We start from the raw sequence: 23,427 nt of genomic DNA on the forward strand, positions 1-23,427 counted from the left end.
TTTGACAGTCTGTTATCGGTGATGGGTCGGGAAAAGATACCACAGCCTGAAAACCAGACTTTCCACAGATCGCTGACGTTTGAGATTTCTGTACCGGCACAGGACAGACAGACGCTGCACAAAAGTCCGGGCTGCTGCGAGGTCTTCAAGGAGTTTCCGGTTTTCCGGTGTAATTGTTTTCGGGCCTTCTCGCAGGCAGGCGACATTGGAATTGAAGATCGTCATGAAGACCTTCGGTCCGCGACGGCAGGCAGCCCAGGCGCGTCTGATGAAGGAGCCGGTTGCACCAACGGTGTTGTGGGCGTGCTGCCGGTAGTAGCTGACGCAGCGGTTGTCGAAAATGACCTCTCCGCCGGCTGCGGCCGTCAGGAGATAGGCCCACCAGTCATGCAGGACCGAAGGCGGGGGCGGCGTGTTCCGCATCAGGCTGTGGGTTGCGGCGTTCAGCAGGATGGTGTGGCCGGTTGCGATGTTCTGCGTCAGGGAAGCCGGAAAATCGGGTCTGCGGCGCAGGGGGGCGGATTCCTGGAAAATGACGAGATCCGCGTCTGTCAGATACTGCCGGGCGCAATACAGGGTCGGCTTTTCGGCAGGGCGACGGCTGACGGCATCGAGGGCCCATTCCAGCTTCTGCGGTTCCCAGATGTCGTCCTGATCGGCGAAGGCGACATAGGGCGTATCGGGGATGGCGTCGAGCAGATGCGCGTAAGATCCTGCGACGCCCAGGCGGCCGTGGCGGGTCGTGATTTCGACGCAGCGGCCCTGTCCGGGACCTTTGGCAAAGGCGCGCATCCGTTCGCGTGAAAGATCGGTCGAGGCGTCATCGCGCCAGTAGAGCGTCCACTCAGGATGGGTCTGGCCCAGGATGCTGGCAAGCTGGGCGTCCAGATAGGTTTCGCCATTGTAGAGCGACAGGAGAATGGCGATCTGACGGGAAGATTCGGCCCTTTTCTGTGTCATGTTTCGGCACCTGGGCATGAGGCCGAAAGAAAGGAAAAGGGAATCATTCGGACGCAACGGCAGAGAATGTGATGGTCGGTTGCCCTCCCGCGGAGAGAGGGCAACAGGCGGTCAGGCTTCAGGAGAAAACAGCTTGTGGACGATATGCGTCACGCTGTGGCGCCAGTCCGGCATTTTTACGCCGAAGACGCGATGCAGCTTTGAATTGTCCATCCGGGAGTCCTGCGGACGCTTGGCCGGTGTGGGCCAGTCTTCGGTGCGGATGGCGTTGACCTGCGGCATGGTCTGACCATGCTTTGCGGCCTCTTCCAGCGCGGCGACGGCCAGGCCGTGCCATGTGGTTTCGCCGGTTCCGCTGGCATGGAAAATGCCGCGATATTCTGGCTTCCAGCCATCGCGCTCGATCAGGGCGATGATGGCAAGAATGGCTTCGGCCAGATCGTCAGAACTGGTCGGGTTGCCTTTCTGGTCGCCGACGACCTTGAGCACGGGGTTTTTGGCGCCCGCATTGATCATGGTGCGCACGAAGTTCTTGCCGTGGGCCGAATAGACCCAGGACGTGCGCAGGATGATGCTCTTGATGTTGGCGGTCAGGACGGCCTGTTCGCCTTCAGCCTTGGTGCTGCCATAGACCGTCTCGGGAGAGGTGGCATCGTCTTCGGTGTAGGGCGTACCCTTGTCACCGGAGAAGACGTAGTCCGTCGAGACATGGATGAACGGGATATCCGCCTTGGCGCAGGCTGCGGCGAGCGCTGCCGGGCCGGAATTGTTGGCGCGTTCGGCGCCATCCTTCTCGGTTTCGGCCAGATCGACAGCCGTCCAGGCGGCTGCGTTCACGACAACTGACGGCTTATATTTTTCGACCGTGGCGGCAATGGTTTCCGGGCGGTCGAAATCGAATTCCGGACGGCCGACGCGGATGATGTGCTCGTTGCCGAGATTCTGAAGGGACGTCGCAAGCTGGCCGTTGCCGCCCGTGACGAGAATGGGACCTGTGCTGGACATCGTCATGCTCACTTTTCGTACGAGAACCAGCCCTTGGCTTCTGCAAAATGCGGTGCGACCTTGTCCTTGTCGGACAGGATGGCGTCAGCTTCGGAAACGGGCCAGTCGATCTTCAGTTCCGGGCAGTTCCAGATGACGGCGCGTTCGGAGACCTTGCTGTAGAGCGAGGTGCATTTGTACTGCACTTCGGTGTTCTCTTCGAGCGTGACAAAGCCGTGCAGGAAGCCGGGCGGAATCCAGAGCTGGGACCAGTTTTCGGCGGAGAGTTCGGCGGCGACCCATTTGCCATAGGTCGGCGAGCCCGTGCGGGCGTCGACGGCCACGTCCCAGATGGCGCCGCGCGTGACGCGGACGAGCTTGCCCTGCTCGTAAGGCGCAAGCTGGCAGTGCAGGCCACGGACGACGCCTTTCTGGCGGGACAGGCTCTGGTTGTCCTGAACGAAAGGCAGGTCGATGCCTGCTTCGCCCATGCGCTCCACATTGTAGGTTTCGGAGAAGAAGCCGCGATTGTCACCAAAACGGGGAGGCGTGACGAGAATGACCTCTGGAATGGAAAGACGTTCGACTTTCATGCTCTGAAAATCCCTGTTTTGAAGATGGGGTCGTGAAAATTGGTCACGAAAAAACGGCTCCGGCTGCAAAAAGATGCAGAAAACCGGAACCGTATGAAGAAATCAGCTGTCGGCCAGTTCCCGCAGCAGGCGACCGAGTTCGGTCTTGCCCATTTTCTTTGCGTGTTCGCGGAGCTGGTCAGCGGTGATGAACTTGTTGCGGAACGCGACTTCGGCGGGGGAGCCAACCAGCATGCCCTGACGGGACTGGATGGTCTGCACGAAGGTTCCGGCCTGCATCAGGCTGTCGGGCATGCCGGCATCGAGCCAGGCGCAGCCACGGCCCAGACGGTCCACCTGAAGGGTGCCTTCTTCGAGATACATGCGGTTGAGGTCGGTGATTTCCAGCTCGCCGCGGGCGCTGGGCTTCACCTTCTTGGCGAAGTCTACGACGCGGTTGTCGTAGAAATACAGGCCCGTGATGGCCCAGTGGGATTCCGGATGGGTCGGCTTTTCCTCGACCTTCAGGGCCCGGCCGCTCTCGTCGAAGGAGACCACGCCGTAACGCTCGGGATCGCGGACCTGATAGGCGAAGACCGTGGCACCCTGCGGACGGTTCGACGCGGCACGCAGAAGAACGCCCAGATGTTCGGAGAAGATCAGGTTGTCGCCCAGCGCCAGGGCACAGGGAGCACCCTGGATCCAGTCTTCGGCGATCAGGAACGCCTGCGCCAGACCGTCCGGGGAGGGCTGAACGCGGTATTCGAAGGTGACGCCGAACTGGGAGCCATCGCCCAGCAGACGCTGGAACTGGGGCATGTCATGCGGGGTGGTGATGATCATGATGTCCCGGATTCCCGCCAGCATCAGCGTGGAAAGGGGATAGTAGATCATCGGCTTGTCATAGACGGGCAGGAGCTGCTTGGAGGCAGCCATCGTCATCGGATACAGGCGTGTGCCCGAACCGCCGGCGAGGATGATGCCCTTCATGGGCTTTGTCTCGATGGTGCTCACGTGTTTGCTCCCAGTCTCTGGCCGGTGTAGCGCTTGGAGCGGATTCCTTCCCACCAGGCGCGGTTGTCGAGATACCACTGAACGGTCTTGCGGATGCCGCGTTCGAAATCGTGCTCCGCTTTCCAGTCGAGTTCCTTCTCGGCGTGGGAGGGGTCGATCTCGTAGCGGAAATCATGGCCGGGGCGGTCGGTCACGAAGCGGATCAGGCGCTCGCGCGGGCCGGCCGGGTCGGGCTGAAGTTCGTCGAGGACGGCGCAGATCTTCTTGACGACTTCGAGATTGGTGCGCGGCTGGCGGGCGCCGATGGCGTAGGTCTCGCCCGGCTTGCCGATTTCGACGGCCTTGACCAGGGCTTCGGCATGGTCTTCGACGAACAGCCAGTCGCGGACATTCTCGCCCTTGCCGTAAACCGGAAGTTCGCGGCCTTCGATGGCGTTGATGGTGACCAGCGGGATCAGCTTCTCGGGGAAGTGCCAGATGCCGTAATTGTTGGTGGTGTTCGTCACGAAGGTCGGCAGGCCGTAGGTGTGGAACCAGGCACGGACCAGATGGTCGGACGAGGCCTTGGAGGCCGAATACGGGCTGCGCGGATCGTAGGGGGTGGTTTCCGTGAACGGCGGGTCATTCGGCTCCAGATGGCCGAAGACCTCGTCCGTGGAAATGTGATGGAAGCGGAAGGCCTTCTTTTCGGCATCTCCCAGCGTGTTCCAGTATTTCCGGGCGGCTTCGAGCAGGGAATACGTGCCGACGACGTTCGTCTGGATGAAGACACCTGGGCCATCGATCGAGCGGTCGACATGGCTTTCCGCTGCGAGATGCATGACGGCGTCCGGGCGGTATTCCTCGAACAGGCGCTGCATTTCCACGCCGTTCACGATGTTTGCACGGGCATGGGAATACCGGGGATCGTCTGCGACTTCGCTGACCGTGTCTTCTGACGCTGCATAAGTCATGCAGTCAACGTTCAGAACCGAATGTTCGGTGTTCCGGATCAGATGGCGTACAACGGCCGATCCTATGAAACCACAGCCGCCTGTCAGCAGAATCCGCATTTGAACCTCATGATATTGGATCAGGGTCTGAACCCCGACAGAATAACTTTTATCTTACAGCGTTGTTGAAACAGCGCAAATAACGCCGGTACGTTTCTTTACACGCCGGACAGGTGACATTGGGAAATGCTTTCACCTCTCGCGCTGTCCGGACTGATGGGCTAATCCCACAGTCGTGCGGAGGCAGGAGAGGCAGGCATGCTGGCTGATACTTTGACACGCTCCCTGACGGATGTTCTGGAGCGGCCCGATCTTCGGGTGATTGCGGACGGGCTGGTTCCGATCCTGGATGTGTCACTGCCCCTGCCTTTCAGGATCGAGGGAGCACTCGAACCGGGGCAGCCTTTCTGTCTTCAGACGGCCACGCTCAAGCTGGGCGGTCCGTGTCTTGAGGCACCGCGTCTGGCGCCGACTTTCCTGCGACATGCCATCGAACTGATGCGGCTGCTGGAGCCGGGCGCCAACCCGTATCTGGCCAGCTTTGCCGCAGCGCGTGTGGCGGCGTTGTTCCATGCGCTTGATACGGGTGATGTTGCGCCTCTTCCGGTCTGGCTTGCGGTTTTCAGCGATGCTGTGCCGGATGCGTCGGCTCTTATGCAGAGCTGGGAGACGCTGAGTGCGTTCCTGCCGGATCTGCCATTTTTCACGCAGCATGAGGCAGAGCGGCTGGAAGGGGTTCTGACCCGTCTGTGGCCTGTTCTCGCGCCGGCCGAAAGCCTGATGAGCAGTGGTGGGGACTCCCGGCTTGCTGTTGATCCGCATACTGGGCTGAACCGGTATTCAAGCTCCCATCGTCCGCGCCCCTGGGCGATCACTTTTGGGTCATCGACTGCCTCTTCGCTGTCCGAGCGTGGTTTCGGGGGAGCGGAAGCAGCCCGACGTGGTATGATGAGTGCGCTTCTGGCCAAGCAGGACCCGGATCTGGTGCAGGAAGGTGTTGTGCGTCGGGCGCGCGAGGCGATCGGCGCGCATTTTGGTCTGCCGGAAGATGCCGTTCTGCTCTCGGCCTCCGGAACGGATTGTGAGCTGGCGGTTCTGGCGCTTGTTGCGGCGCGAACGGATCGGCCGGTCACGTCCATTCTTCTGGCGCCGGATGAGACGGGCAGCGGGGTTCCGCTTGCGGCCTGCGGGCGGCATTTCGCGACGGACAGTGCCTGTGCCACGCTTGTGGGCAAGGGTGAGGTGATCGAAGGGTTCTCGCCCGAGACGCGGTTGATCGGTGTCGATATCCGTGCGGCTGACGGGACGGCGCGGGCGGTGGGCGAGATCAACGCCCAATGTGCAGACCTTGTGCGGCGGGAAGTGGCCGAGGGGCGGCATGTTCTGCTGCACCGGCTGGACCAGTCCAAGACCGGACTCGCGGCGCCGGACATGGATCTTGTCTGGGAATTGTGTACGGAGCTGGGCGATCAGCTCAGCGTTGTTGTTGATGTCTGTCAGGCGCGGCTGAGCCCGTCGCGTGTGGCGGAATGGGTGGAGCGGGGGATCATCGTCATGATAACCGGCTCCAAATTCTTTACCGGCCCGCCTTTCTGCGGGGCCATTCTCCTTCCTCCTGCAATTCGCAACCGTCTGTCGTCCCTGTCGCTTCCCAAAGGGTTGCGGGCCTATGGCAATCGGGACGAATGGCCGGAAGGCGCGGACGCGTCAGCCCTCAATAACGGTCACAATATCGGACTGGCGCTACGCTGGTATGCGGCTCTGGCGGAAATGGATGCGCTGTTTGCGCTGCCCGATCCTGTCATTCGTGGACGTCTGACCCGGTTCATGACGGAAGCCGTGGCCATGGTTAAGGCCCGTCCGGCGCTGACCATGCTGCCGATGGGCACGCCTTTTGATGACGGGCGCTGGGATGCAGTGCCGACTATCCTGTCCTTTCTGGTTGAAGATCCCCATGCGCCCGGGCGTCCGCTGGCGCTCGAAGATGCGCGGCGGCTGCATCGCTGGCTGAATGCGGATCTGTCACCCTGGGTGACGGAAGGCGAGGGCAGCCTGCTCTGTGTGCTGGGCCAGCCGGTGCCGGTGCCCCATCCTCTGGTGGAAGGGCCGGCCGGAGCGCTGCGTCTGTGTGCGGGGGCGCGTCTTGTGTCGGGTGAGCCGTCGCATGAAGGGCTGGACGAGGAGCGCCGGCTTCAGCGCGAATGCATGGATGCACGCCGGGTGCTTGGAAAACTGGAACTGATCCTGAAGCACTGGGATGTTCTGCTGGACGCGAACCCTGTCCCCCGTTACGCCCCGTTGTCATGACCCAGACAGACAAAGCGGTCCCGCACGGGCATTTTCTCGATACGCCGGAGCTGCCGAAGGGCGTCACCCGGTTCTGGCTGATCCGTCATGCGGTTGTAGAAGCCAGTGCGCGCAAGACGATGTATGGCGCGCTCGATGTGCCGTTGTGTCGTGAGGCGATGGCGAGCCAGCAGGGCGGCTATGCCACACTGGCACGCCGTCTGCCGAAGGATGCGCTGTGGTACAGTTCACCGTTGCAGCGGGCGCAGGATACTGCGGCTGAAATCCGTAAAGCCGGGGCGTTTTCGCAGGATGTGACGATTGACGGGCGCTTCATCGAGCAGTCGATCGGGAAATGGCATGGCACGCCGCATTCGGAGTTCATGTCCCTGCTGCGTCTGCCGCCCAACCCGTTCTGGTCTATTTCCGCCTGTGAGCTTCCGCCGGGCGGGGAGAGCATGCTGGATGTCTGCGCGCGTGTGGGGCATGGGCTTGAGGATCTGGCGAATGCACATGAAGGTCAGGACATGGTTGTCGTCAGCCATGGCGGCGCCATCCGGGCGGCTCTGGCGCATGCGCTGAGCGTTCATCCCGATACGGCGCTGCGCTTTTCGATCCAGAACCTGTCCATCACCATCCTGGAGCGCATCGACTGCCTGTGGCGTGTCGTGACGGTCAACGAACTGCCTGATTTCCGGGGCTGATATCCTGCCGGGGAGAAGCATCAGTCTTCTCCCCCGGTATTTTGGTTCAGGACTTGCTCGCGGCTGAGCATTGCTGCTGAAGACGGTCGATACCAGTCATCTGACATTCCACTACCAGTTCATTGACCGTGATCGTTTTCTTGGCCTTCTTCGCGATCGTGATCTGTTGGGGCAGTGTCGCCGGATCATCGAACAGTTTCTGCTCCTGGGCCAGATAGGCAAGGGCGTCATCGGTCTTGCCCTGGCTGTCGAGATAATCGGCCCATATGGAGACGGTTTGCAGGATGACGTCGTCACGCTGGCTGGCGGCCTGAAGATCCGCAATGGCCTGTCTGTTCTGGCCAAGCCCGGCTTCCGTCAGGATGTTGAAATAGAGCCAGATCTGGCTTGAGCGCACCGGACTGCCGATCCCCGCCAGAAGCTCTCGGGTTTTCTGCCAGTTCTTTGTCGCTGCCGTATCGGCAATGTCATTGATGGCCTGGCTTTCATGCAGGAATTTCTGCACCTCCCGGCTTCGGATCCACTTCTGGAAGGGCGCCTTGTGAAGGATCGGGATCAGGTCTGCATAATTGCGATTGATGTAATGTGACAGTTCCGCCTTGCGTTCAGCGGCGTGAGGATGATCGAGATTGACGTAGACCACGCCTTTTCCGACATAGTTCAGTCCGGAGCCCAGAAGTGAGAAACCGGGTGTCAGGATGGGGCTCAGCACTGCGGCCGTCAGATTGTCTTTCTGGTTTTTCTCAGCTTCCTGCCGGGCCTTTTCCTGTGCTGCTTTTGCTTTCAGTTCGGCCCGCGCCGCATCGCGCTGGTCGGCTGTATTGAGAGCATCCAGCGAGGTTTCCGCCATGGAGACCGAGTATCCGGCCTTTGCCATCAGATCGACCGCAAGGGTATCGGCTTCCTCTTCTTGGGAACGGCTCCAGCTTGGGAAGCCGCCATATTCACCGATGGTATGTGCGCCATACAGGGACAGCAGAGCCATTTTGGCGCTTGATGCAATGGCGCTTCCGCCTGCGGCGCCGGCGACCATGGTGCCAAGTTCACCGGCTCCCGAGAATCTCTGTTCGAGTTTCTGGTTTGCGGCCTTGTCGGCTGCATGTCCCAGAAGGATATGGGACAGTTCGTGAGCAATGACGAAAGCGAAAGCGTCTTCGGACTGCGTTTCCGGATTGTCAGAAAAATACTGAATCATGCCGGCGTTGATGAACATGGCTCCCGCAGGAGAGACATCCGAGGAAAACTGCTCGTCCACGCTCAGGAAGATGGGCGCTTCGGGTTTTACTCCGGTCCACTGTGCCAGAAGACGGTCGCGGATCTGTTCCATGTAGGCGGTTACGGTCGGATCGACCACAATGCCTTCGATCTTGCTGTTGTGGGGAAAGATCAGTTTCTGAAGTGCGGGGCGCGTCGGATAGGATGCTGGGGGCGTAATATGGGAAATGTAGGTGCCCTGCGCCGGGATGCCGGGATCGGACGTGCTGCATCCCAGAAGGGACAGGGTGCCTGCGAGTGCCAGGAACTTCTTCATGTCAGTGCGTGCCCGGCTTGCAGTTGCTGGCAAATCCCGAGGATGAGCCTGTTCCGGAGGCTGAAAGCGTTCCAATATAGCTGCAGGATGTTTCCCGGGGGGCTGCTGCTGCCATTGTTGTCGTGACGGCAGCGCGGGCTACCAGAACGAGGCCTTTCGGAGTCTGGACCTTCAGCAACCCCGTCTCTTCGTCGATGCCGACAACCGGCTGGTTCAGCAGGTCAGAGGCGGGAATCTGACCGAGAGGAGCATGACTTTCCGAAAACGCATGAACCGTCTTTTCAAAGACGCCACTGACTGTAGGCGTTGATGCCGCCTGAGCCTGGGAAACCAGAATGGTGGCGCACAGAAGGCCAAGAGACAGGATCTTTTTCATTGAGAGCTGCTTTCGGAGTTTGGCACGCGTTCTGAGGTGAGGGCGTGCGACCGACGATTGAGGAAATTGACGAAAGTCAGGACGAATCCCGTGGATTCACAGGATTCCCCAACGGCCAGCCAGAGCAGGATGAATCCGATCCAGTCGGCATTTGGCCATTGAATGAAGAGTTCGTTCAGGGCGAATACGATGCCGGTCAGGCTCGTGAGCAGAGCGAGATGCGCCCAGAAGCCCAGGCGGAATTTCTCGGCTTTTTCCGCTTCGGACTCTTCCGGATCGTGTGCATGTTCTGTTTCTTCCTGTCGGGACCGCTGTGCCGAGCGCCGTAAAAGAACCAGGGTTCCAAGCAGAACGAGGAACAGACAGACGTATAGAAGAGCCTCATCCACACCGTTGAGGAGGGTCGGCTGGTGTGACAGGTCGAACGCGGCGAGCCCGGCGCAGAATATTGCAGGGACAAGAGCATTCACACGAAGGGAACGTGACAGAAAATCCCGGCTTTTCCGGCGGATATCACGCCGCAGTTTGGCTCCGTGACCTCGTGGGACTTCGGGGTGACTGTAATAGAACTTGAACGCCATCCATCCGGTGAAAATGAGCCACAGGATGAACTCGCAGATTTCTGCCCAGCCGATATGGACGCCGTGACCGAGCTCCATTTCCGAGGGTTCATGGAAATAGTGATTGCCGTAAGTGACGAGATTGTCGAAGGCCATGGCATGCAGCACGACATTCGGAACACGGCCCAGAAAGGGAATGACGGTGTCGTCATGCTGGTCCCGGATGTCCGTTCCGTAAAAGACCGCGCGGCCCTTCAGGAGATGCGACAGAGGAGGGCTGCCGGCAGGCGTTCCCAGGCCGCGCTCGCCCAGCTGATGCGCGCCAATGGTCAGGGGATAATAAGCGTGTCCGACCTCATAGTCGCGCGAGCTTCCCCAGAATGCCCGGAAACCCAGGGTAAAGGACTGCACGATGCTTCTGCAGAAGAGCCCTCCGGAAAAGGGCACGGCGCAGATATTGCGGGGAGAGTTGTCCAGTGAACTGACCTGTGTCTGGGCAGGGTCCACATGCAGGCCCCACTGGATCATCATGGGACGGCGGAAATCATCTTCATGAAACGATCCGCACTGTCCTGACCATGTCGATGTGCACAGGCTGCGATAGACGTCGAAAGCGGCGTTTGCCTCGGGTTTCCTTGTCTCCTCCTGCGATGGTTCGCCTTCCTTTAAGGCTGCGCCCTCTTCTTCGAACAGCAGGGGATAGGCAGAAGAGGTTTCGAGGGCGTTGCTATAACTTTCGACATCTCTCAGTGGTGGCAGAAGATGGATCTGGTCGTGTCCTTCTTCGCCCCGGGCGAAGAAAATAGGGATATGTTTCGATTTTGCTTCATCCAGAACGCTCTGGAACAGAGTCAGTGATTCATCCGTATGTTCATAGGCCATACGGAAATCGACATAGATGGCGGCGGGATCAGCTTCCAGAATCTGCCGGAGAATGAAGACCTGTCGCTGGTAGGAGAGGGGCAGAGCGGCATCAAATTTCTGCAGGGTTGGATCATTGATCGCCACGACCGCCACCCGCTGGTGAGACTGTGGAGAAGAAAGCCCATAGAACGGTGCAGTAATGGCTGAAAAAAACTGTGCCGATGAATTTTTTGTTGCACTCTCCAGAGAGAGGGGATCAAAGAATTTATAGACAATCCAGAACATCACCATCATGAAGATGTAAAGGATGGAACGATATTTTAAGACTCTGTTAACAACAGAGGCGGAATGTCGGAAAGAATGATTTTTATGCACGGTTTCATCTGTTTTACTCACTGTTGCGTTTTGTAAAAATTGAAATATGGAAAATCAAGTTTAATTTTTAATGCAATCTGAAAAAACGTATCTTATCCGGAATGAGGGTGTGAAGGTTTATCCGTGAGGTGTGTTGGGGGTCGGTTTTAACAGACAGAGAAAAATGCCAGCATCATGGGGGCGGAGCAATTGACGCTCGGCAGGACAGGTTCTGGACTTTCTGGAAAATACAGAACTGACCGCAGAGAGTTCTGTGTTCCTGAGAAAGGAATATTCAGGATCTGAAATTTTTGGGAAATAACCGGAGACGGGCATGGTGGGCACACAAGGGCTCGAACCTTGGACCCGCTGATTAAGAGTCAGCTGCTCTACCAACTGAGCTATGTGCCCATGGCCCGTCTACCGGTGGAGCGGCTTATAGCGGGATTTTGCCCCGGGCTGCAAGGGGTTTTTCATCTTTTCGTGCAGTTTAGTGCTGAAAAAATGAAAAACCTTTTATTCCAATGACTTACCTGCGGTTGAGCAGGCGCATGACGCTCTCGAACTGCTCCAGGGACGTGTAATCGATCTTCAGGGAGCCGCCTTTTTTTCCATTGTAGGAAATATGCACTTTCAGTCCGAGGCGGGAGGAGAGGTCGTTTTCGATCTGCAGGATTTCCGCGTCCCGTGCCTTTTTGGACGGTGTCAGGGTATTTTTACCGCCGGTCAGGGCTTCTGTCTGACGCACGTTGAGGCCACGGGCTATGACGATTTTGGCTGCGGCGACCGGATCGGGATGAGTCAGCAGGGCGCGGGCGTGACCGGCCGTGAGTTCGCCGTTGCGGACATGCGCGCGGACTTCGGGCGGCAGGTTGAGCAGGCGCATGGTGTTGGTGATGTGGGGGCGGGACTTGCCCACGGCACCGGCCAGTTCTTCCTGCGTCAGGGTATAGTCCGTGACCAGGCGCTGCAGGCCCTCGGCCTCTTCGATCGGGTTGAGGTCCGCGCGCTGGAGGTTCTCGACCAGGGCGGCGGCCATGGCGTCCGTGTCGTCGAGTTCGCGGATATGAACGGGGACGCTGTGCAGGCCTGCGAGCTGTGAAGCGCGCCAGCGGCGTTCGCCGGCGATGATCTGGTAATGGCCCGGCTTTTCCGGATCAGGACGGACGAGCAGGGGCTGCAGGACGCCGCGGGAGCGGATGGAATCTGCCAGTTCGGACAGGCGCTCGGGGTTCATGTCCTGTCGTGGCTGGAAGGGGCTTGGAGCCAGAACATCCACCGGCAGGGAGGAAAGCTGCTGCGGCTGGGCGTTCGCACGTGTGGCGCGGGCGAGTTGCGGGGCCTGATCGCCCAGAAGAGCCGCGAGGCCGCGACCAAGACGCGGAGAACTGTCCTTTTTGGCCATCGCAGGTTACGCCTTTGCCTTGTTCTTGTTGCGTTTGATCAGTTCGTCCGCCAGCGCCAGATAGGCGATGGCACCCGTGGAGCGGGCGTCATAGTCCAGCACGGGGCTGCCGTGGCTCTGGGCTTCGGAAATTCGGATGTTGCGCGGAATAAGCGTCTCGAACACCTGATCGCCAAAGAAGCCGCGCGCGTCCTGCGCCACGAGTTCGGACAGGTTGTTGCGCCGGTCATACATCGTCAGGACGATGCCTTCGAGATGCAGGTCGGCATTGAAGGCGCGGCGCACGCGGTCGATGGTGCGGACGAGCTGGCTGATGCCTTCGAGCGCGAAGAACTCACATTGCAGCGGCACGATCACGCTGTCAGACGCGACCAGCGCGTTCAGCGTCAGCAGACCGAGGCTTGGGGGGCAGTCGATCAGGATGGTGTCGTAATCGCCTTCGAGCGCGCGCAGGGCGTCACGCAGGCGGTATTCGCGACGCTCATCGCCGATCATTTCTAGCTCTGCACCCGCCAGTTCGTTATTGGCGGTGATGATCGCCAGATTGTCGAACCCGGTCGGCTGGGGCAGGGCGTGGGGTTCAGCTTCCACCATCAGTGCGGCATAGGTGCCGGTGTTGCGCTGGTCGTAGTCGATGCCCAGACCGGTGGAGGCGTTGCCCTGCGGGTCCAGATCCACGAGCAGGACGCGCTGTCCCTGACGGGCCAGACCCGCGGCCAGATTGATGGTTGTGGTGGTCTTGCCGACGCCTCCCTTCTGGTTGGTGACGGCAATGATCCGGGTAGTGGGAGATTCGGTTTTAGACGACACGCTTGAAATCACTGACCTTGATGATGGCTCCGCCGGGGTCGGTGCGGCTGGGAATGATGCTGTGGCTCATGTGCCAGTCGGCGCTTGCCTCGGTCAACTCGGCCTGCGCCTTCTGACCTTTCAGGAACAGGCAGAACCCGTCTTCCTTCAGCAGCGGCCGCGCCCATTCGAGGAGCCTGTTGAGAGGAGCCAGCGCCCGGGCCGTGATGATGTCGGCCGGAGGGGGACTGGCGGCTTCGATACGTTTGGCGATGACCGTGACCTTGGCTTCGCAGATGCGTCCGGCTTCCCGCAGGAAGGCGCATTTGCGCTGGTCCGATTCGATCAGGGTGACGGGGTTTCCGGTGGCGATGGCCAGAATGATGCCCGGAAAACCGCCGCCAGAACCCAGATCGGTGATGGTCGCGCCTGCAGGGATCAGTTCCGCGAGCTGGAGGCTGTCTTCGATATGACGGGGCCAGAGCTGGGCGATGTCACGCGGGCTGACGAGATTGATCTTTGCGTTCCACTGCACGAGCAGGTCGGCAAAGCGCTCCAGCCTCTCATGTGTTTCACGTGAAACGGTGGTCATGACAGGGTCCTTACATGGGCCAGCAGGGCGACCAGCGCGGCAGGTGTGACCCCGCGCACGCGCTGTGCTGCGGCGAAACTGGTCGGGCGGGCCTGGGAAAAGCGCTCGCGCATTTCGCTGCTCAGGCCACCGATGGCAGTGTAATCCAGATCGGCCGGAAGGGCGATGGCACTTTCGGATGCGAGCTGTCGAATTTCACGATCCTGCCGGTGAAGATAGCCGCCATAACGCGCTTCGGTCTCGACATGGCGACGCACGCGCAGGGGAAGTTCGGCGAACCAGGGGGCCAGCGTGTCCAGCTTCGTATGGTCGCCATTGCTGGCGAGGACATCGAGAACCGTGCGCCTGCGGCCGTCGAGCGAGACCTCGAAACCGACATCGCGCAGGGTCTGCGGCAGGAAGGTCGTCTCTGCCGCGCGGGCCATGGCGGCGTCGAGTTCGGCTTTCTGGGCGGTGAAGGCGGCTTCGCGTTCGGACAGGACGCAACCTGCGGCGATGCCCTTTGGCGTCAGGCGTAGGTCGGCGTTGTCGGCGCGCAGAGTGAGGCGATACTCGGCGCGCGACGTGAACATGCGATAGGGCTCGCTGATGCCGTGCAGGGTCAGATCGTCAATCATGACACCGAGATAGGCGTCACTGCGATCCAGCGTGAGCGGTTCATTGCCTGCCGTGGCGCGGGCGGCGTTCAGGCCCGCAAGCAGACCCTGTGCGCCGGCTTCTTCGTAGCCGGTCGTGCCGTTGATTTGCCCAGCGAGATACAGGCCCGGCAGGCGGCGGAGTTGCAGAGACGGCAGAAGCTCACGCGGGTCCACGTAATCATATTCGACGGCGTAACCTGCCGTGACGATACGCGCTTTTTCCAGACCGGGCATGGTGGCGATCATGGCGGCCTGCACATCGGCGGGCAGGCTGGTGCTGATGCCGTTCGGGTAGACCAGATCGCCGCCCGGATTGCCCGGCAGGGCCTCGGGTTCAAGAAAGACCTGATGCGAGGTGCGCTCGGCGAAGCGGACCACCTTGTCTTCGATCGACGGGCAGTAGCGCGGGCCGCGACCGGCGATGGCGCCGCCATACATGGCCGAGCGGTGCAGGTTCTCGTTGATGATCCTGTGGGTTTCGGCCGTGGTCTGGCTGATGCGGCAGACGACCTGCGGGTTGGTGATCGCGGCCGTCATGGGGCTGAAGGCCTCGGGCTCGGCATCACCCGGATCGGCCGGGAGGTTCTCCCAGTCGATGCTGTCTTTGGCCAGACGAGGAGGCGTGCCGGTCTTGAGGCGGCCCATTTGCAGGCCGAGCGCATAGAGCCGTTCGCCCAGACGCTTTGCCGGAGCCTCGCCGATGCGTCCGGCTTCCGTCTGGGTGTGGCCGACATGAATGACACCGCGCAGGAAGGTTCCGGTGGTCAGCACGACGGCGCCGCAGCGGAACTCGCGGCCGTCTTCGCAGATGACTCCGGTGATGCGGCCGTTCTCTTCGATCAGGTCTCCGGCGGCGCCTTCGAGGATCGTCAGGTTTGGCGTGGCAGCCAGAAGATCCTGAATGGCGGCGCGATAGAGCGAGCGGTCGGCCTGTGCACGTGGACCGTGGACGGCGGGGCCCTTGGAGCGGTTGAGTAGTTTGAAATGGATGCCGGCGCGGTCTGCGGCCTTGCCCATCAGGCCATCGAGCGCATCGATTTCGCGCACGAGATGGCCCTTGCCGATTCCGCCGATGGCCGGGTTGCAGGACATGGCACCGATCGTTTCAAGCCGATGGGTGAGCAGCAGGGTGCGCCCACCGAAGCGGGCCGATGCCGCTGCGGCTTCACATCCGGCATGACCGCCGCCGATCACGATGACATCGAAATCGCTCAAAACCTACTTCCCGATACAGAACTGCCCGAAAATTGCATCGAGCAGGGATTCAACATCAACACGTCCTGTCAGACGCCCCAGAGCCAGCATGGATAGTCGAAGTTCTTCGCCCCGAAGCTCCGGCCAGGTTGCGGTCCGTGCGCGGTCCAGATGGGTTGCGGCCTCCTGGATTCCGGCGCGGTGTCTGGCGCGGGTCAGCGGCGGCGCGGCGGAACCTGCCATAAGTTCTGCCACCCGTTCGGACAGGATCTGACGCAAGGCAGCGAGGCCTTCGCCGGACTGCGTGCTGATCCCTAACATGCCGGGCGGGGCGGGCGCGATGTCGATTTTCGTCCGGATGGGAATTTCCTCTCCGGAAAGGGATTCGAGGCTCTCATCCGGGCCGATCAAATGCAGCACGACGTCGGCCTGTTTCACGTGAAACAGTGCGCGGCGGATGCCTTCGGCTTCGATCTCGTCTTCGGTTTCGCGCAGGCCGGCCGTGTCGATCAGGCGCAGGCGCACGCCGTCCAGAACCCAGTCGAGCGCAATGGCGTCACGTGTGGTGCCTGCGCGATGGGTGACAATGGCGGCATCCGTTCCAGATAACGCATTGAGAAGACTGGATTTTCCGACGTTTGGTGAGCCTGCGATCACGACCGTCAGGCCCTGACGCATGAGTTCGCCGCGGTTGTCTTGAAGATGGGCGGACATTTCGGTCTGGAGTTTCGAGAGTTCTTCGATCAGGCCGTCTTCCACGTCCTGCGGCAGCTCTTCGTCCGGGAAGTCGATCAGGGCTTCCTGATGCGCCAGGACGAGGCGCAGGCGCTGTGCCCAGTCGTCGTACAGGCGGCTCAGGGCGCCGTCGGCCTGACGCAGCGCCTGTTTGCGCTGGCTTTCGGTTTCGGCGTCCACAAGATCGGCAATGGCTTCGGCCTGAAGCAGGTCTAGTCGTCCTTTCTGCACGGCGCGGCGGGTGAATTCGCCCGGTTCGGCAGGGCGGGCGCCCAGATCGGTCAGTGCGTCGGCGACGCGGGCGATGATGGCGGGGCCTGCGTGCAGGTGCAGCTCGAAGCCGTCTTCGCCGGTATAGGAGTTGGGGCCGGGGAGCCAGAGGGCGACGGCATGATCGAGCACCTCTCCGTTATGACGCAGGGTGCGCAGGCTGACGCGGCGGGGTTCGGGCAGGCGTCCGTTGCAGAGTGCCTTCAGGATTGCATCGCTGCCTGGGCCGCTGGCACGCATGATCGCGATGGCAGCGCGGGACGGACCCGTGGCCAGTGCGAAAATGACCTGTGGCGTGTTGTCAGGGGCGTCCGGGAGGGATGAGCGCGTCATGGGTTTCTATGTAGTGCAGGTGGCCCGGCGGTGAAATGCCCTGCGGACAGACATGAAAAGCGCAGGCATGAAAAAAGGCGGATCGTTTCCGATCCGCCCTTTCTCTCAGACTGACAGGAGTGGGGACGCTTACTGTGCGTCGTCCACGCCGGTGTGGGTCTGCGGGGAGAAGGTCCAGCCTTCGCCGTAAGGCTGCGGCATGTAGGCCATCCAGCCCTTGCTGGAGACGTTCCAGCCAGCGGTGGAGACCGGTGCACCCGTCGTGCGCAGCTTCTGGATATCGGAAGCGGACACGGTTCCCGGTGCGTTGTTGCCCCAGCCCTTGCGCATGAAGTTCACGACATCGGCCATCTCCTGGTCGGAGAGGTGATTCTTGAACCCGGGCATGGCAACAGCGGACGGTGCGCTGTTGGTCGGGGGCAGGATGCCACCGAAGGCCACGACATTGGCGAGCGACGTCGGATCGTCGGTAATGACGACCGGGTTGCCTGCCAGCGGCGGGAACATGCGGTTGACGCCCGTACCATCATTCATGTGGCAGATGGCGCAGTTGTGCAGATAAACTTCCGCACCTGCGTTGCCCTGGCCACCCTTGTTCAGCAGAGCGGTCGTCTGACCGTCATCCTGACCGAGGTTCTTGCCTTCCGGCACGGCCGGCATGCTCTTGAGGTACTTGGCCGTGGCGCGCAGATCGTCGTCGGACCAGTGCTGCGTGCTGTAGGCCACCACGTCGGCCATGCCACCGAAGACGGCGGAGTGGTCGATACGGCCGCTCTTGAGGAAGGTGACGATGTCATCTTCAGACCAGCGGCCCAGACCCGTGTCGCTGTTGCTGCGCAGGCTCGGTGCGATCCAGTTGTCGATCGGGGCACCACCGGCCAGGTAGGCGTTGCCGCCAGCCGTGCCGTAGGCCTTGACCTGCATTCCGAAACCGCGGGGCGTATGGCATTCGCCGCAATGGCCCGGACCGTTGACGAGGTATTCGCCGCGGGCGACTTCCGGATCACTGATGCTCTTGTCCACGCCCGGCGTCATGCTCGGGACGAACATGGCGCGCCACATGCCCAGCGGCCAGCGCATGGAGAGCGGCCAGCTGATGTCCGGCGCCTTGTTCTGCAGGGCGACCGGCTTCACGCCGTGCATGAAGAAGGCATACATCGCACGGATGTCGTCATCGGACAGACGTGCGAATTCAGGGTAGGGCATGGCCGGATAGACCGTTGCACCATCCTTGCGGATGCCCTTGCGGAGGGCCTTTGTGAAGTCCTCCAGGGTGTAGTTGCCGATACCGTGTTCCGGGTCCGGCGTGATGTTGGTCGAATAGATCGTGCCGATCGGGCTCTTGATCTCCAGACCGCCCGCATAGGGCTGTCCGTGAAGGGCCGTGTGGCAGGCGATGCAGTCCGACAGGCGGGCGACATATTCGCCACGCTTGATCAGGGCTTCATCGGCGTCCTGGGCATGGGCGGCGCCGAAAGACACCGCCATGAGGCCGATAGCGGCCGCGAGTTTCCATCCCTGTTTCATCTCAGATACCAGCCTGTCCCGAGTTAATGCGTTCAGCATGTCACGTGCTCCTTATGCAAACCGCTGCCTCAGGGGTGATCCGCGGTCGGAACATCGGCCGTGGACTGCGGGACATTGAGGAACTGATCGTTCGGAACGCCAGTTGAGTTTTCACGTGCCTTGACTTCGTCGTCGTAGGATTCGTTCGCGCGCTTCACGATGAAGTTGCGGATATCCTCGATCTGCTCAGGCGTCATGGACGTGTCGAAGCGGTCCATGCCGTAAGCCGTCAGAGCACCGCGGCCAACGAGCTTGTAGAAGCTTTCCCTTCCGCGCGGAGCACCGGACCAGCGAAGGTCAGGCAGAACGCCACCGGAGATCGCGTTGTCGCCATGGCAGGCCGAGCAGAACGTCTGATACATGAAGTATCCGTCCTTCTGGCGGGCCTCGTCATAGGTCGGAACCGGCTTGACGGGGGTGAAGCCCAGCTCGTTCTTCGGCGGCAGGCTGTCCTTGCCGTCAAGCGAGAAGGCGATCACGCGGGAGTGGTTGACCGTCCAGCCCGAGGTGCGGGCAACGCCGCCATACAGGAACGGATAGATGCCACCCCAGCCCACTTCAACCGCGACATACTGCTTGCCGTTGGCCGTATAGGTCACCGGCGGAGCGATGATCGCGCTCTGTGCGGGGAAGGAGTAGAGATCGTTGCCGTTCGTGGCGTCGTAGGCGTGGAATTCGCCGTTCGCCAGACCCTGGAAGATCACGTTACCGGCCGTAGCCAGAAGACCACCGTTCCACGGACCCTTGTGGTTGATCGTGAAGGCCGGAGCCATCTTTTCCGGATCCCAGGCAACCGTCCAGCCCTTCAGGACCTTCAGGAAGTCCTTCTTGGCGGCCACATGCTCCGGATCATTGTCGTCGAAGAGGCCGATCTTGTTCATGTCGAGGCCGAGGTTCCAGGCGTCATGATACGCCTTGAAGCCGCCTTTCTGGCCATCGTACAGGAGCGGGATCTGCTGTGCCGGGATGTAGACCAGCTTCGTCTTCGGGCTGTAGGCCATGGCGGCGAAGTTATGGCCACCAAGCTCACCCGGGATGCCGAGCCAGGGCTTGCCCGTCAGGGTCCACAGGGCGTCAGGCACGTAGTTCGGGCGACCCGTAACCGGATCCAGGCCGTTGGCCCAGTTCTCGTAGGTGTAGGGCTTGCCGGTGATGAACTTACCGGTCTTCGCATCGATGATGTAGAAGAAGCCGTTCTTCGGAGCATGCACGATGACGTGGCGCATCTCGCCGTTGACCGGCATGTCGAGCGTCATGATCTGCTGGACGGAGGTGTAATCCCACTCGTCCATCGGCGTTTCCTGGAAGTGCCAGACATACTTGCCGGTGTCAGGATTGATCGCGACGATGCTGCCGAGGAAGAGGTTGTCGCCCTTGCCTTCGGAGCGGAACTTGTAGTTCCACGGCGAGCCGTTGCCGACGGCCAGGTAGACGAGGTCCGTCACCGGGTCATAGACGAGCGAATCCCAGACGGTACCGCCGCCGCCCTGCTGCTTCCAGGCGCCGTTCTTGCCCCAGGTCGGGTAGGCCTTGGACATCAGGATGTCGTCGGAGGCTGCGCCGTCCGGCTTGTTCTCGGGGTTCGGAACGGTGAAGAAGCGCCAGTCGAGCTTGCCGGTTTCCGCGTCGAAGGCAGAGACGAAGCCGCGGGCACCGAATTCTGCACCACCGTTACCGATCAGGACCTTGCCCTTGGCGATACGGGGGGCACCGTCAACCGTGTAGGACCGCTGGTGGCCGAGCTGGGCCTCCTTGGGGATCGTGTAGACGCTCCAGACCAGCTTGCCGGTCTTGGCGTCGAGCGCGATCAGACGGCCGTCGAACGTGCCGAAATAGACCTTGCCGTTCCAGTAGGCGGCGCCACGGCTGACCGTGTCACAGCAGCCACGGTCGGCGATGTTGCCCGGAACCTTCGGATCGTAGGACCACAGGAGCTTGCCGGTCGCTGCATCCAGCGCCTTCATCTTGCTCCAGTTGGTCGTGGCGTACATGACGCCGTTGACGATCAGGGGAGTGCCTTCCTGGCCGCGGTTCGTGTCCAGATCATAGTGCCAGGCGAGCTTCAGCTTGCCGACATTCTCCGTGTTGATCTGGTCGAGCGGGCTGTAGCGCTGCTCGGAATAGGAACGGCCGTAGGACAGCCAGTCCCCGGGATGGCCGCCGTTATCGGAGCTCGTGATTGCTGTGCCGGTATCTTCCTGCGCAAAAGCGACAGGTACAGCTGCTGAAAATGCCAGCGCGGCAGCGCAGCTGAGAAGGCGCTTTTTCGTAACCTTGATCGGCGTCAGTAGACCAGAAGTCATGATCCAACTGTCCTTTTTGTAAAGACTGTTTCCGCTGTGATATTCTGGACCTGTGAAGTCTTGAAAGGGACGGGGCTAATCCTCGTTCTCTCAATCCAACACTCAGTACCGGACACCGGCAGCATGAGAACTTACTGAGCCTATTTTATTGCTTAAGACAAACACGGCTTCTGACGTTTCCGTGAGGGACGGGGCGGGATCGCTCCGAAACCGGGCGCGATGCGGCTCACCGAATAATTACACTGCCGTTCCGGAAATCCTCCGACTGCTTTTCGAATACAAAAAATGGCAGTTTTCCAACACATTACAGAATATTGCTACAAAGCCTACATGAGCGGTCCAGTATGTGTTTTGTGCATGTCGCTATACCGCGATATGCGTGTGGAGCATGGCTAAAAAGTCTCGTCCTGATGGTGATATCGCCGGATTGACGGTTTTGAGCGGCTCGGGCACCGTGTCGTTCATGCCACAGCTATCCTGCCACTCACCTTTCGGGGCCCTTACCATCAGTGAAGATGAGGGCCAGATCGTCGCTCTGGACTGGGGTTGGGGGCGCGATCAGGAAGAGACTCCGCTCCTTCTGAAAGCCCGCGACCTTCTGGAGCGCTATTTTGACGGGGAATCGGTCGATTTCGAGACCCTGCCTTACCGTCCTTACGGGACTCCGTACCGCCAGAAGGTCTGGGACGCGCTGCGCCGGATTCCCTATGGGCAGACGCGGACCTATGCCGACATCGCGGCCGAGGTTGGCGGTTCGGCGCGCTCGGTGGGCGGGGCGGTCGGGGCGAATCCGATCCCCATCCTGATCCCCTGCCACCGTGTCGTCGGGCGGTCGGGGCTAGGGGGCTATTCGGGGCTTGGGGGTGTGGCCGACAAGCACGCGCTCCTGCATCTGGAAGGCGCGCGCTAGGACCCCGTCTTTCACTCCACGTCGCTGAAATACAAAAAAAAGGGAGCCGAAGCTCCCCTTTTTCATGTCGGCCGTGCTGATCATGGATCAGTTGTTCATGGCCTCGAAGAAGTCGTGGTTGGACTTGCTGTATTTGAGCTTGTCCAGCAGGAAGTCCATGGCGTCCATCGTGCCCATCGGCGCCAGGATGCGGCGCAGGACCCACATCTTGGACAGCTCGGCGCGGTCCACCAGCAGTTCTTCCTTACGCGTGCCCGACTTGGTGATGTCGATGGCGGGGAAGGTGCGCTTGTCGGCCAGCTTGCGGTCCAGGATGAGCTCGGCGTTACCGGTGCCCTTGAACTCTTCGAAGATGACTTCGTCCATGCGCGAGCCCGTGTCGATCAGGGCGGTTGCGATGATCGTCAGCGAGCCGCCTTCCTCGATGTTACGCGCAGCACCGAAGAAGCGCTTGGGGCGCTGCAGGGCGTTGGCGTCCACACCGCCGGTCAGCACCTTGCCCGAGGAAGGGACGACGGTGTTGTAGGCGCGGGCGAGACGGGTGATGGAATCCAGCAGGATGACCACATCGCGCTTGTGCTCGACGAGGCGCTTGGCCTTTTCCAAAACCATTTCCGTCACCTGGACGTGGCGGGTTGCCGGTTCGTCGAAGGTGGAGGAGACGACTTCGCCGCGGACCGAGCGGGCCATGTCCGTCACTTCTTCCGGGCGTTCGTCGATCAGCAGGACGATCAGGAACACTTCGGGATGATTGGCGGAGATCGACGCTGCGATGCTCTGGAGCATCACGGTCTTGCCGGTGCGGGGCGGGGCGACGATCAGGGCGCGCTGGCCCATGCCGATCGGCGTCACGAGATCGATCACGCGCGGGGTGTAGTCGCGCTGGTCTTTCTTGCCCTTGCCGCGCGGGGAGGATTCCGTGACGGCGGCTTCGGACTGTTCGACTTCCATCTTCAGGCGACGCTCGGGGTAGAGCGGCGTGAGGTTGTCGAAGTTGATGCGGGTCCGGACGGTTTCCGGAGCCTCGAAGTTGATGGTGTTGACCTTCAGCAGCGCGAAATAGCGCTCGCCGTCGCGCGGGGCGCGGATCTGGCCTTCAACCGTATCACCCGGACGCAGACCGAAGCGGCGGACCTGGGCGGGGGAAATGTAGATGTCGTCAGGGCCGGGAAGGTAGTTGGCTTCCGGGCTGCGCAGGAAACCGAAGCCGTCCGGCAGGATTTCCAGCGTTCCTTCGCCGTAGATCGCCTGATCGCGCTCGGCAAGGGTCTTGAGGATGGCGAACATGATGTCCTGCTTGCGCATGGACGAGACGTTCTCGATCTCCAGTTCCTCTGCATAAGCCAGCAGATCGGCCGGAGATTTCTTCTTGAGTTCGGCGAGATGCATGAAAGACGCGCCTTGATGTGCCGTAGGGGGCAGACCTGATAGGGGAGGATGCGCGACCACACAGAAGACAGGGCGACTGGGCGGGGGCTTCGGGTGTCAGGCGGGG

19 protein-coding genes and 1 tRNA gene are annotated in these 23,427 nt (G+C 60.9%); 3 read left to right on the forward strand and 17 right to left on the reverse strand.

From position 1 onward, the window contains the following. Nucleotides 1–12: 12 nt before the first annotated feature. The 5 genes from GLS_RS05660 to rfbB all read right to left on the reverse strand — a co-directional run bounded on the left by GLS_RS05660 (nucleotide 13) and on the right by rfbB (nucleotide 4,582). The gene (locus GLS_RS05660; protein WP_041111528.1) at nucleotides 13–960 is read right to left on the reverse strand and encodes a glycosyltransferase; all 948 of its coding nucleotides are present in this window, start codon (nucleotides 958–960) and stop codon (nucleotides 13–15) included. Nucleotides 961–1,071: 111 nt separating this feature from the next. Further along, nucleotides 1,072–1,977 carry a dTDP-4-dehydrorhamnose reductase gene (gene rfbD / locus GLS_RS05665; protein WP_193363852.1) on the reverse strand — a complete coding sequence of 302 codons (906 nt, stop codon included), beginning with the start codon at nucleotides 1,975–1,977 and terminating at the stop codon, nucleotides 1,072–1,074. Continuing rightward, nucleotides 1,974–2,537 carry a dTDP-4-dehydrorhamnose 3,5-epimerase gene (gene rfbC, locus GLS_RS05670; protein WP_011252613.1) on the reverse strand — a complete coding sequence of 188 codons (564 nt, stop codon included), beginning with the start codon at nucleotides 2,535–2,537 and terminating at the stop codon, nucleotides 1,974–1,976. The genes rfbD and rfbC overlap by 4 nt, the downstream gene beginning before the upstream one ends. A gap of 102 nt (nucleotides 2,538–2,639) precedes the next feature. Further along, nucleotides 2,640–3,506: a glucose-1-phosphate thymidylyltransferase RfbA gene (rfbA, locus tag GLS_RS05675; RefSeq protein ID WP_024717001.1), complete on the reverse strand. Its 867-nt coding sequence runs from the start codon at nucleotides 3,504–3,506 to the stop codon at nucleotides 2,640–2,642. Between the two features lie 20 nt (nucleotides 3,507–3,526). Then, complete coding sequence (gene rfbB / locus GLS_RS05680) at nucleotides 3,527–4,582, reverse strand: dTDP-glucose 4,6-dehydratase (protein WP_011252615.1); 1,056 nt, start codon at nucleotides 4,580–4,582, stop codon at nucleotides 3,527–3,529. 198 nt (nucleotides 4,583–4,780) lie between these two features. Here rfbB and GLS_RS05685 point away from each other — a divergent pair, with 198 nt between their 5' ends. After that, nucleotides 4,781–6,829 carry a hypothetical protein gene (locus GLS_RS05685; RefSeq protein ID WP_041111530.1) on the forward strand — a complete coding sequence of 683 codons (2,049 nt, stop codon included), beginning with the start codon at nucleotides 4,781–4,783 and terminating at the stop codon, nucleotides 6,827–6,829. After that, entirely contained in the window at nucleotides 6,826–7,512 is a 687-nt protein-coding gene (locus tag GLS_RS05690; protein ID WP_041111531.1) for a histidine phosphatase family protein, read from the forward strand. Before GLS_RS05685 ends, GLS_RS05690 begins: the two co-directional genes overlap by 4 nt. Nucleotides 7,513–7,558: 46 nt before the next feature. Here the strand turns inward: GLS_RS05690 and GLS_RS05695 are convergent, their stop codons facing one another. The 11 genes from GLS_RS05695 to GLS_RS05745 form a co-directional block, all read right to left on the reverse strand. After that, nucleotides 7,559–9,043, reverse strand: coding sequence for a M48 family metalloprotease (locus tag GLS_RS05695; protein ID WP_041111532.1), 1,485 nt, complete (start codon nucleotides 9,041–9,043; stop codon nucleotides 7,559–7,561). Nucleotide 9,044: 1 nt separating this feature from the next. Next, nucleotides 9,045–9,419: a hypothetical protein gene (locus tag GLS_RS05700; protein WP_041111533.1), complete on the reverse strand. Its 375-nt coding sequence runs from the start codon at nucleotides 9,417–9,419 to the stop codon at nucleotides 9,045–9,047. After that, on the reverse strand, nucleotides 9,416–11,137 hold the full coding sequence (locus GLS_RS05705) for a CHASE2 domain-containing protein (protein ID WP_041111534.1): 1,722 nt from the start codon (nucleotides 11,135–11,137) through the stop codon (nucleotides 9,416–9,418). Before GLS_RS05705 ends, GLS_RS05700 begins: the two co-directional genes overlap by 4 nt. A gap of 395 nt (nucleotides 11,138–11,532) precedes the next feature. Beyond that, nucleotides 11,533–11,608: transfer RNA gene (locus GLS_RS05710), tRNA-Lys, on the reverse strand. 118 nt (nucleotides 11,609–11,726) lie between these two features. Then, nucleotides 11,727–12,602, reverse strand: coding sequence for a ParB/RepB/Spo0J family partition protein (locus tag GLS_RS05715; RefSeq protein WP_041111535.1), 876 nt, complete (start codon nucleotides 12,600–12,602; stop codon nucleotides 11,727–11,729). A gap of 6 nt (nucleotides 12,603–12,608) precedes the next feature. Beyond that, nucleotides 12,609–13,412, reverse strand: a complete 804-nt coding sequence (locus GLS_RS05720; protein WP_011252624.1) for a ParA family protein — start codon at nucleotides 13,410–13,412, stop codon at nucleotides 12,609–12,611. Beyond that, complete coding sequence (gene rsmG, locus GLS_RS05725) at nucleotides 13,402–13,983, reverse strand: 16S rRNA (guanine(527)-N(7))-methyltransferase RsmG (protein WP_041111536.1); 582 nt, start codon at nucleotides 13,981–13,983, stop codon at nucleotides 13,402–13,404. The genes GLS_RS05720 and rsmG overlap by 11 nt, the downstream gene beginning before the upstream one ends. After that, on the reverse strand, nucleotides 13,980–15,836 hold the full coding sequence (mnmG, locus tag GLS_RS05730; RefSeq protein ID WP_041111537.1) for a tRNA uridine-5-carboxymethylaminomethyl(34) synthesis enzyme MnmG: 1,857 nt from the start codon (nucleotides 15,834–15,836) through the stop codon (nucleotides 13,980–13,982). Before mnmG ends, rsmG begins: the two co-directional genes overlap by 4 nt. 3 nt (nucleotides 15,837–15,839) lie before the next feature. Beyond that, on the reverse strand, nucleotides 15,840–17,153 hold the full coding sequence (gene mnmE / locus GLS_RS05735; protein WP_052327487.1) for a tRNA uridine-5-carboxymethylaminomethyl(34) synthesis GTPase MnmE: 1,314 nt from the start codon (nucleotides 17,151–17,153) through the stop codon (nucleotides 15,840–15,842). 129 nt (nucleotides 17,154–17,282) lie between these two features. Beyond that, entirely contained in the window at nucleotides 17,283–18,719 is a 1,437-nt protein-coding gene (locus GLS_RS05740; RefSeq protein ID WP_041111538.1) for a cytochrome c, read from the reverse strand. Between the two features lie 29 nt (nucleotides 18,720–18,748). Further along, on the reverse strand, nucleotides 18,749–21,022 hold the full coding sequence (locus GLS_RS05745) for a PQQ-dependent dehydrogenase, methanol/ethanol family (RefSeq protein WP_041111539.1): 2,274 nt from the start codon (nucleotides 21,020–21,022) through the stop codon (nucleotides 18,749–18,751). A 463-nt stretch (nucleotides 21,023–21,485) separates the two neighbouring features. Here GLS_RS05745 and GLS_RS05750 point away from each other — a divergent pair, with 463 nt between their 5' ends. Beyond that, a complete protein-coding gene (locus GLS_RS05750) occupies nucleotides 21,486–21,932 on the forward strand; it encodes a methylated-DNA--[protein]-cysteine S-methyltransferase (RefSeq protein WP_011252630.1) in 447 nt (148 codons plus the stop codon). 87 nt (nucleotides 21,933–22,019) lie between these two features. On the opposite strand, the gene rho is transcribed toward GLS_RS05750, so the two are convergent. Further along, on the reverse strand, nucleotides 22,020–23,321 hold the full coding sequence (gene rho / locus GLS_RS05755) for a transcription termination factor Rho (RefSeq protein WP_011252631.1): 1,302 nt from the start codon (nucleotides 23,319–23,321) through the stop codon (nucleotides 22,020–22,022). Nucleotides 23,322–23,427 lie beyond the last annotated feature (106 nt).

Origin of the sequence: Gluconobacter oxydans DSM 3504 (assembly GCF_000583855.1) — a bacterium.
Taxonomy (GTDB): Bacteria; Pseudomonadota; Alphaproteobacteria; order Acetobacterales; family Acetobacteraceae; genus Gluconobacter; species Gluconobacter oxydans.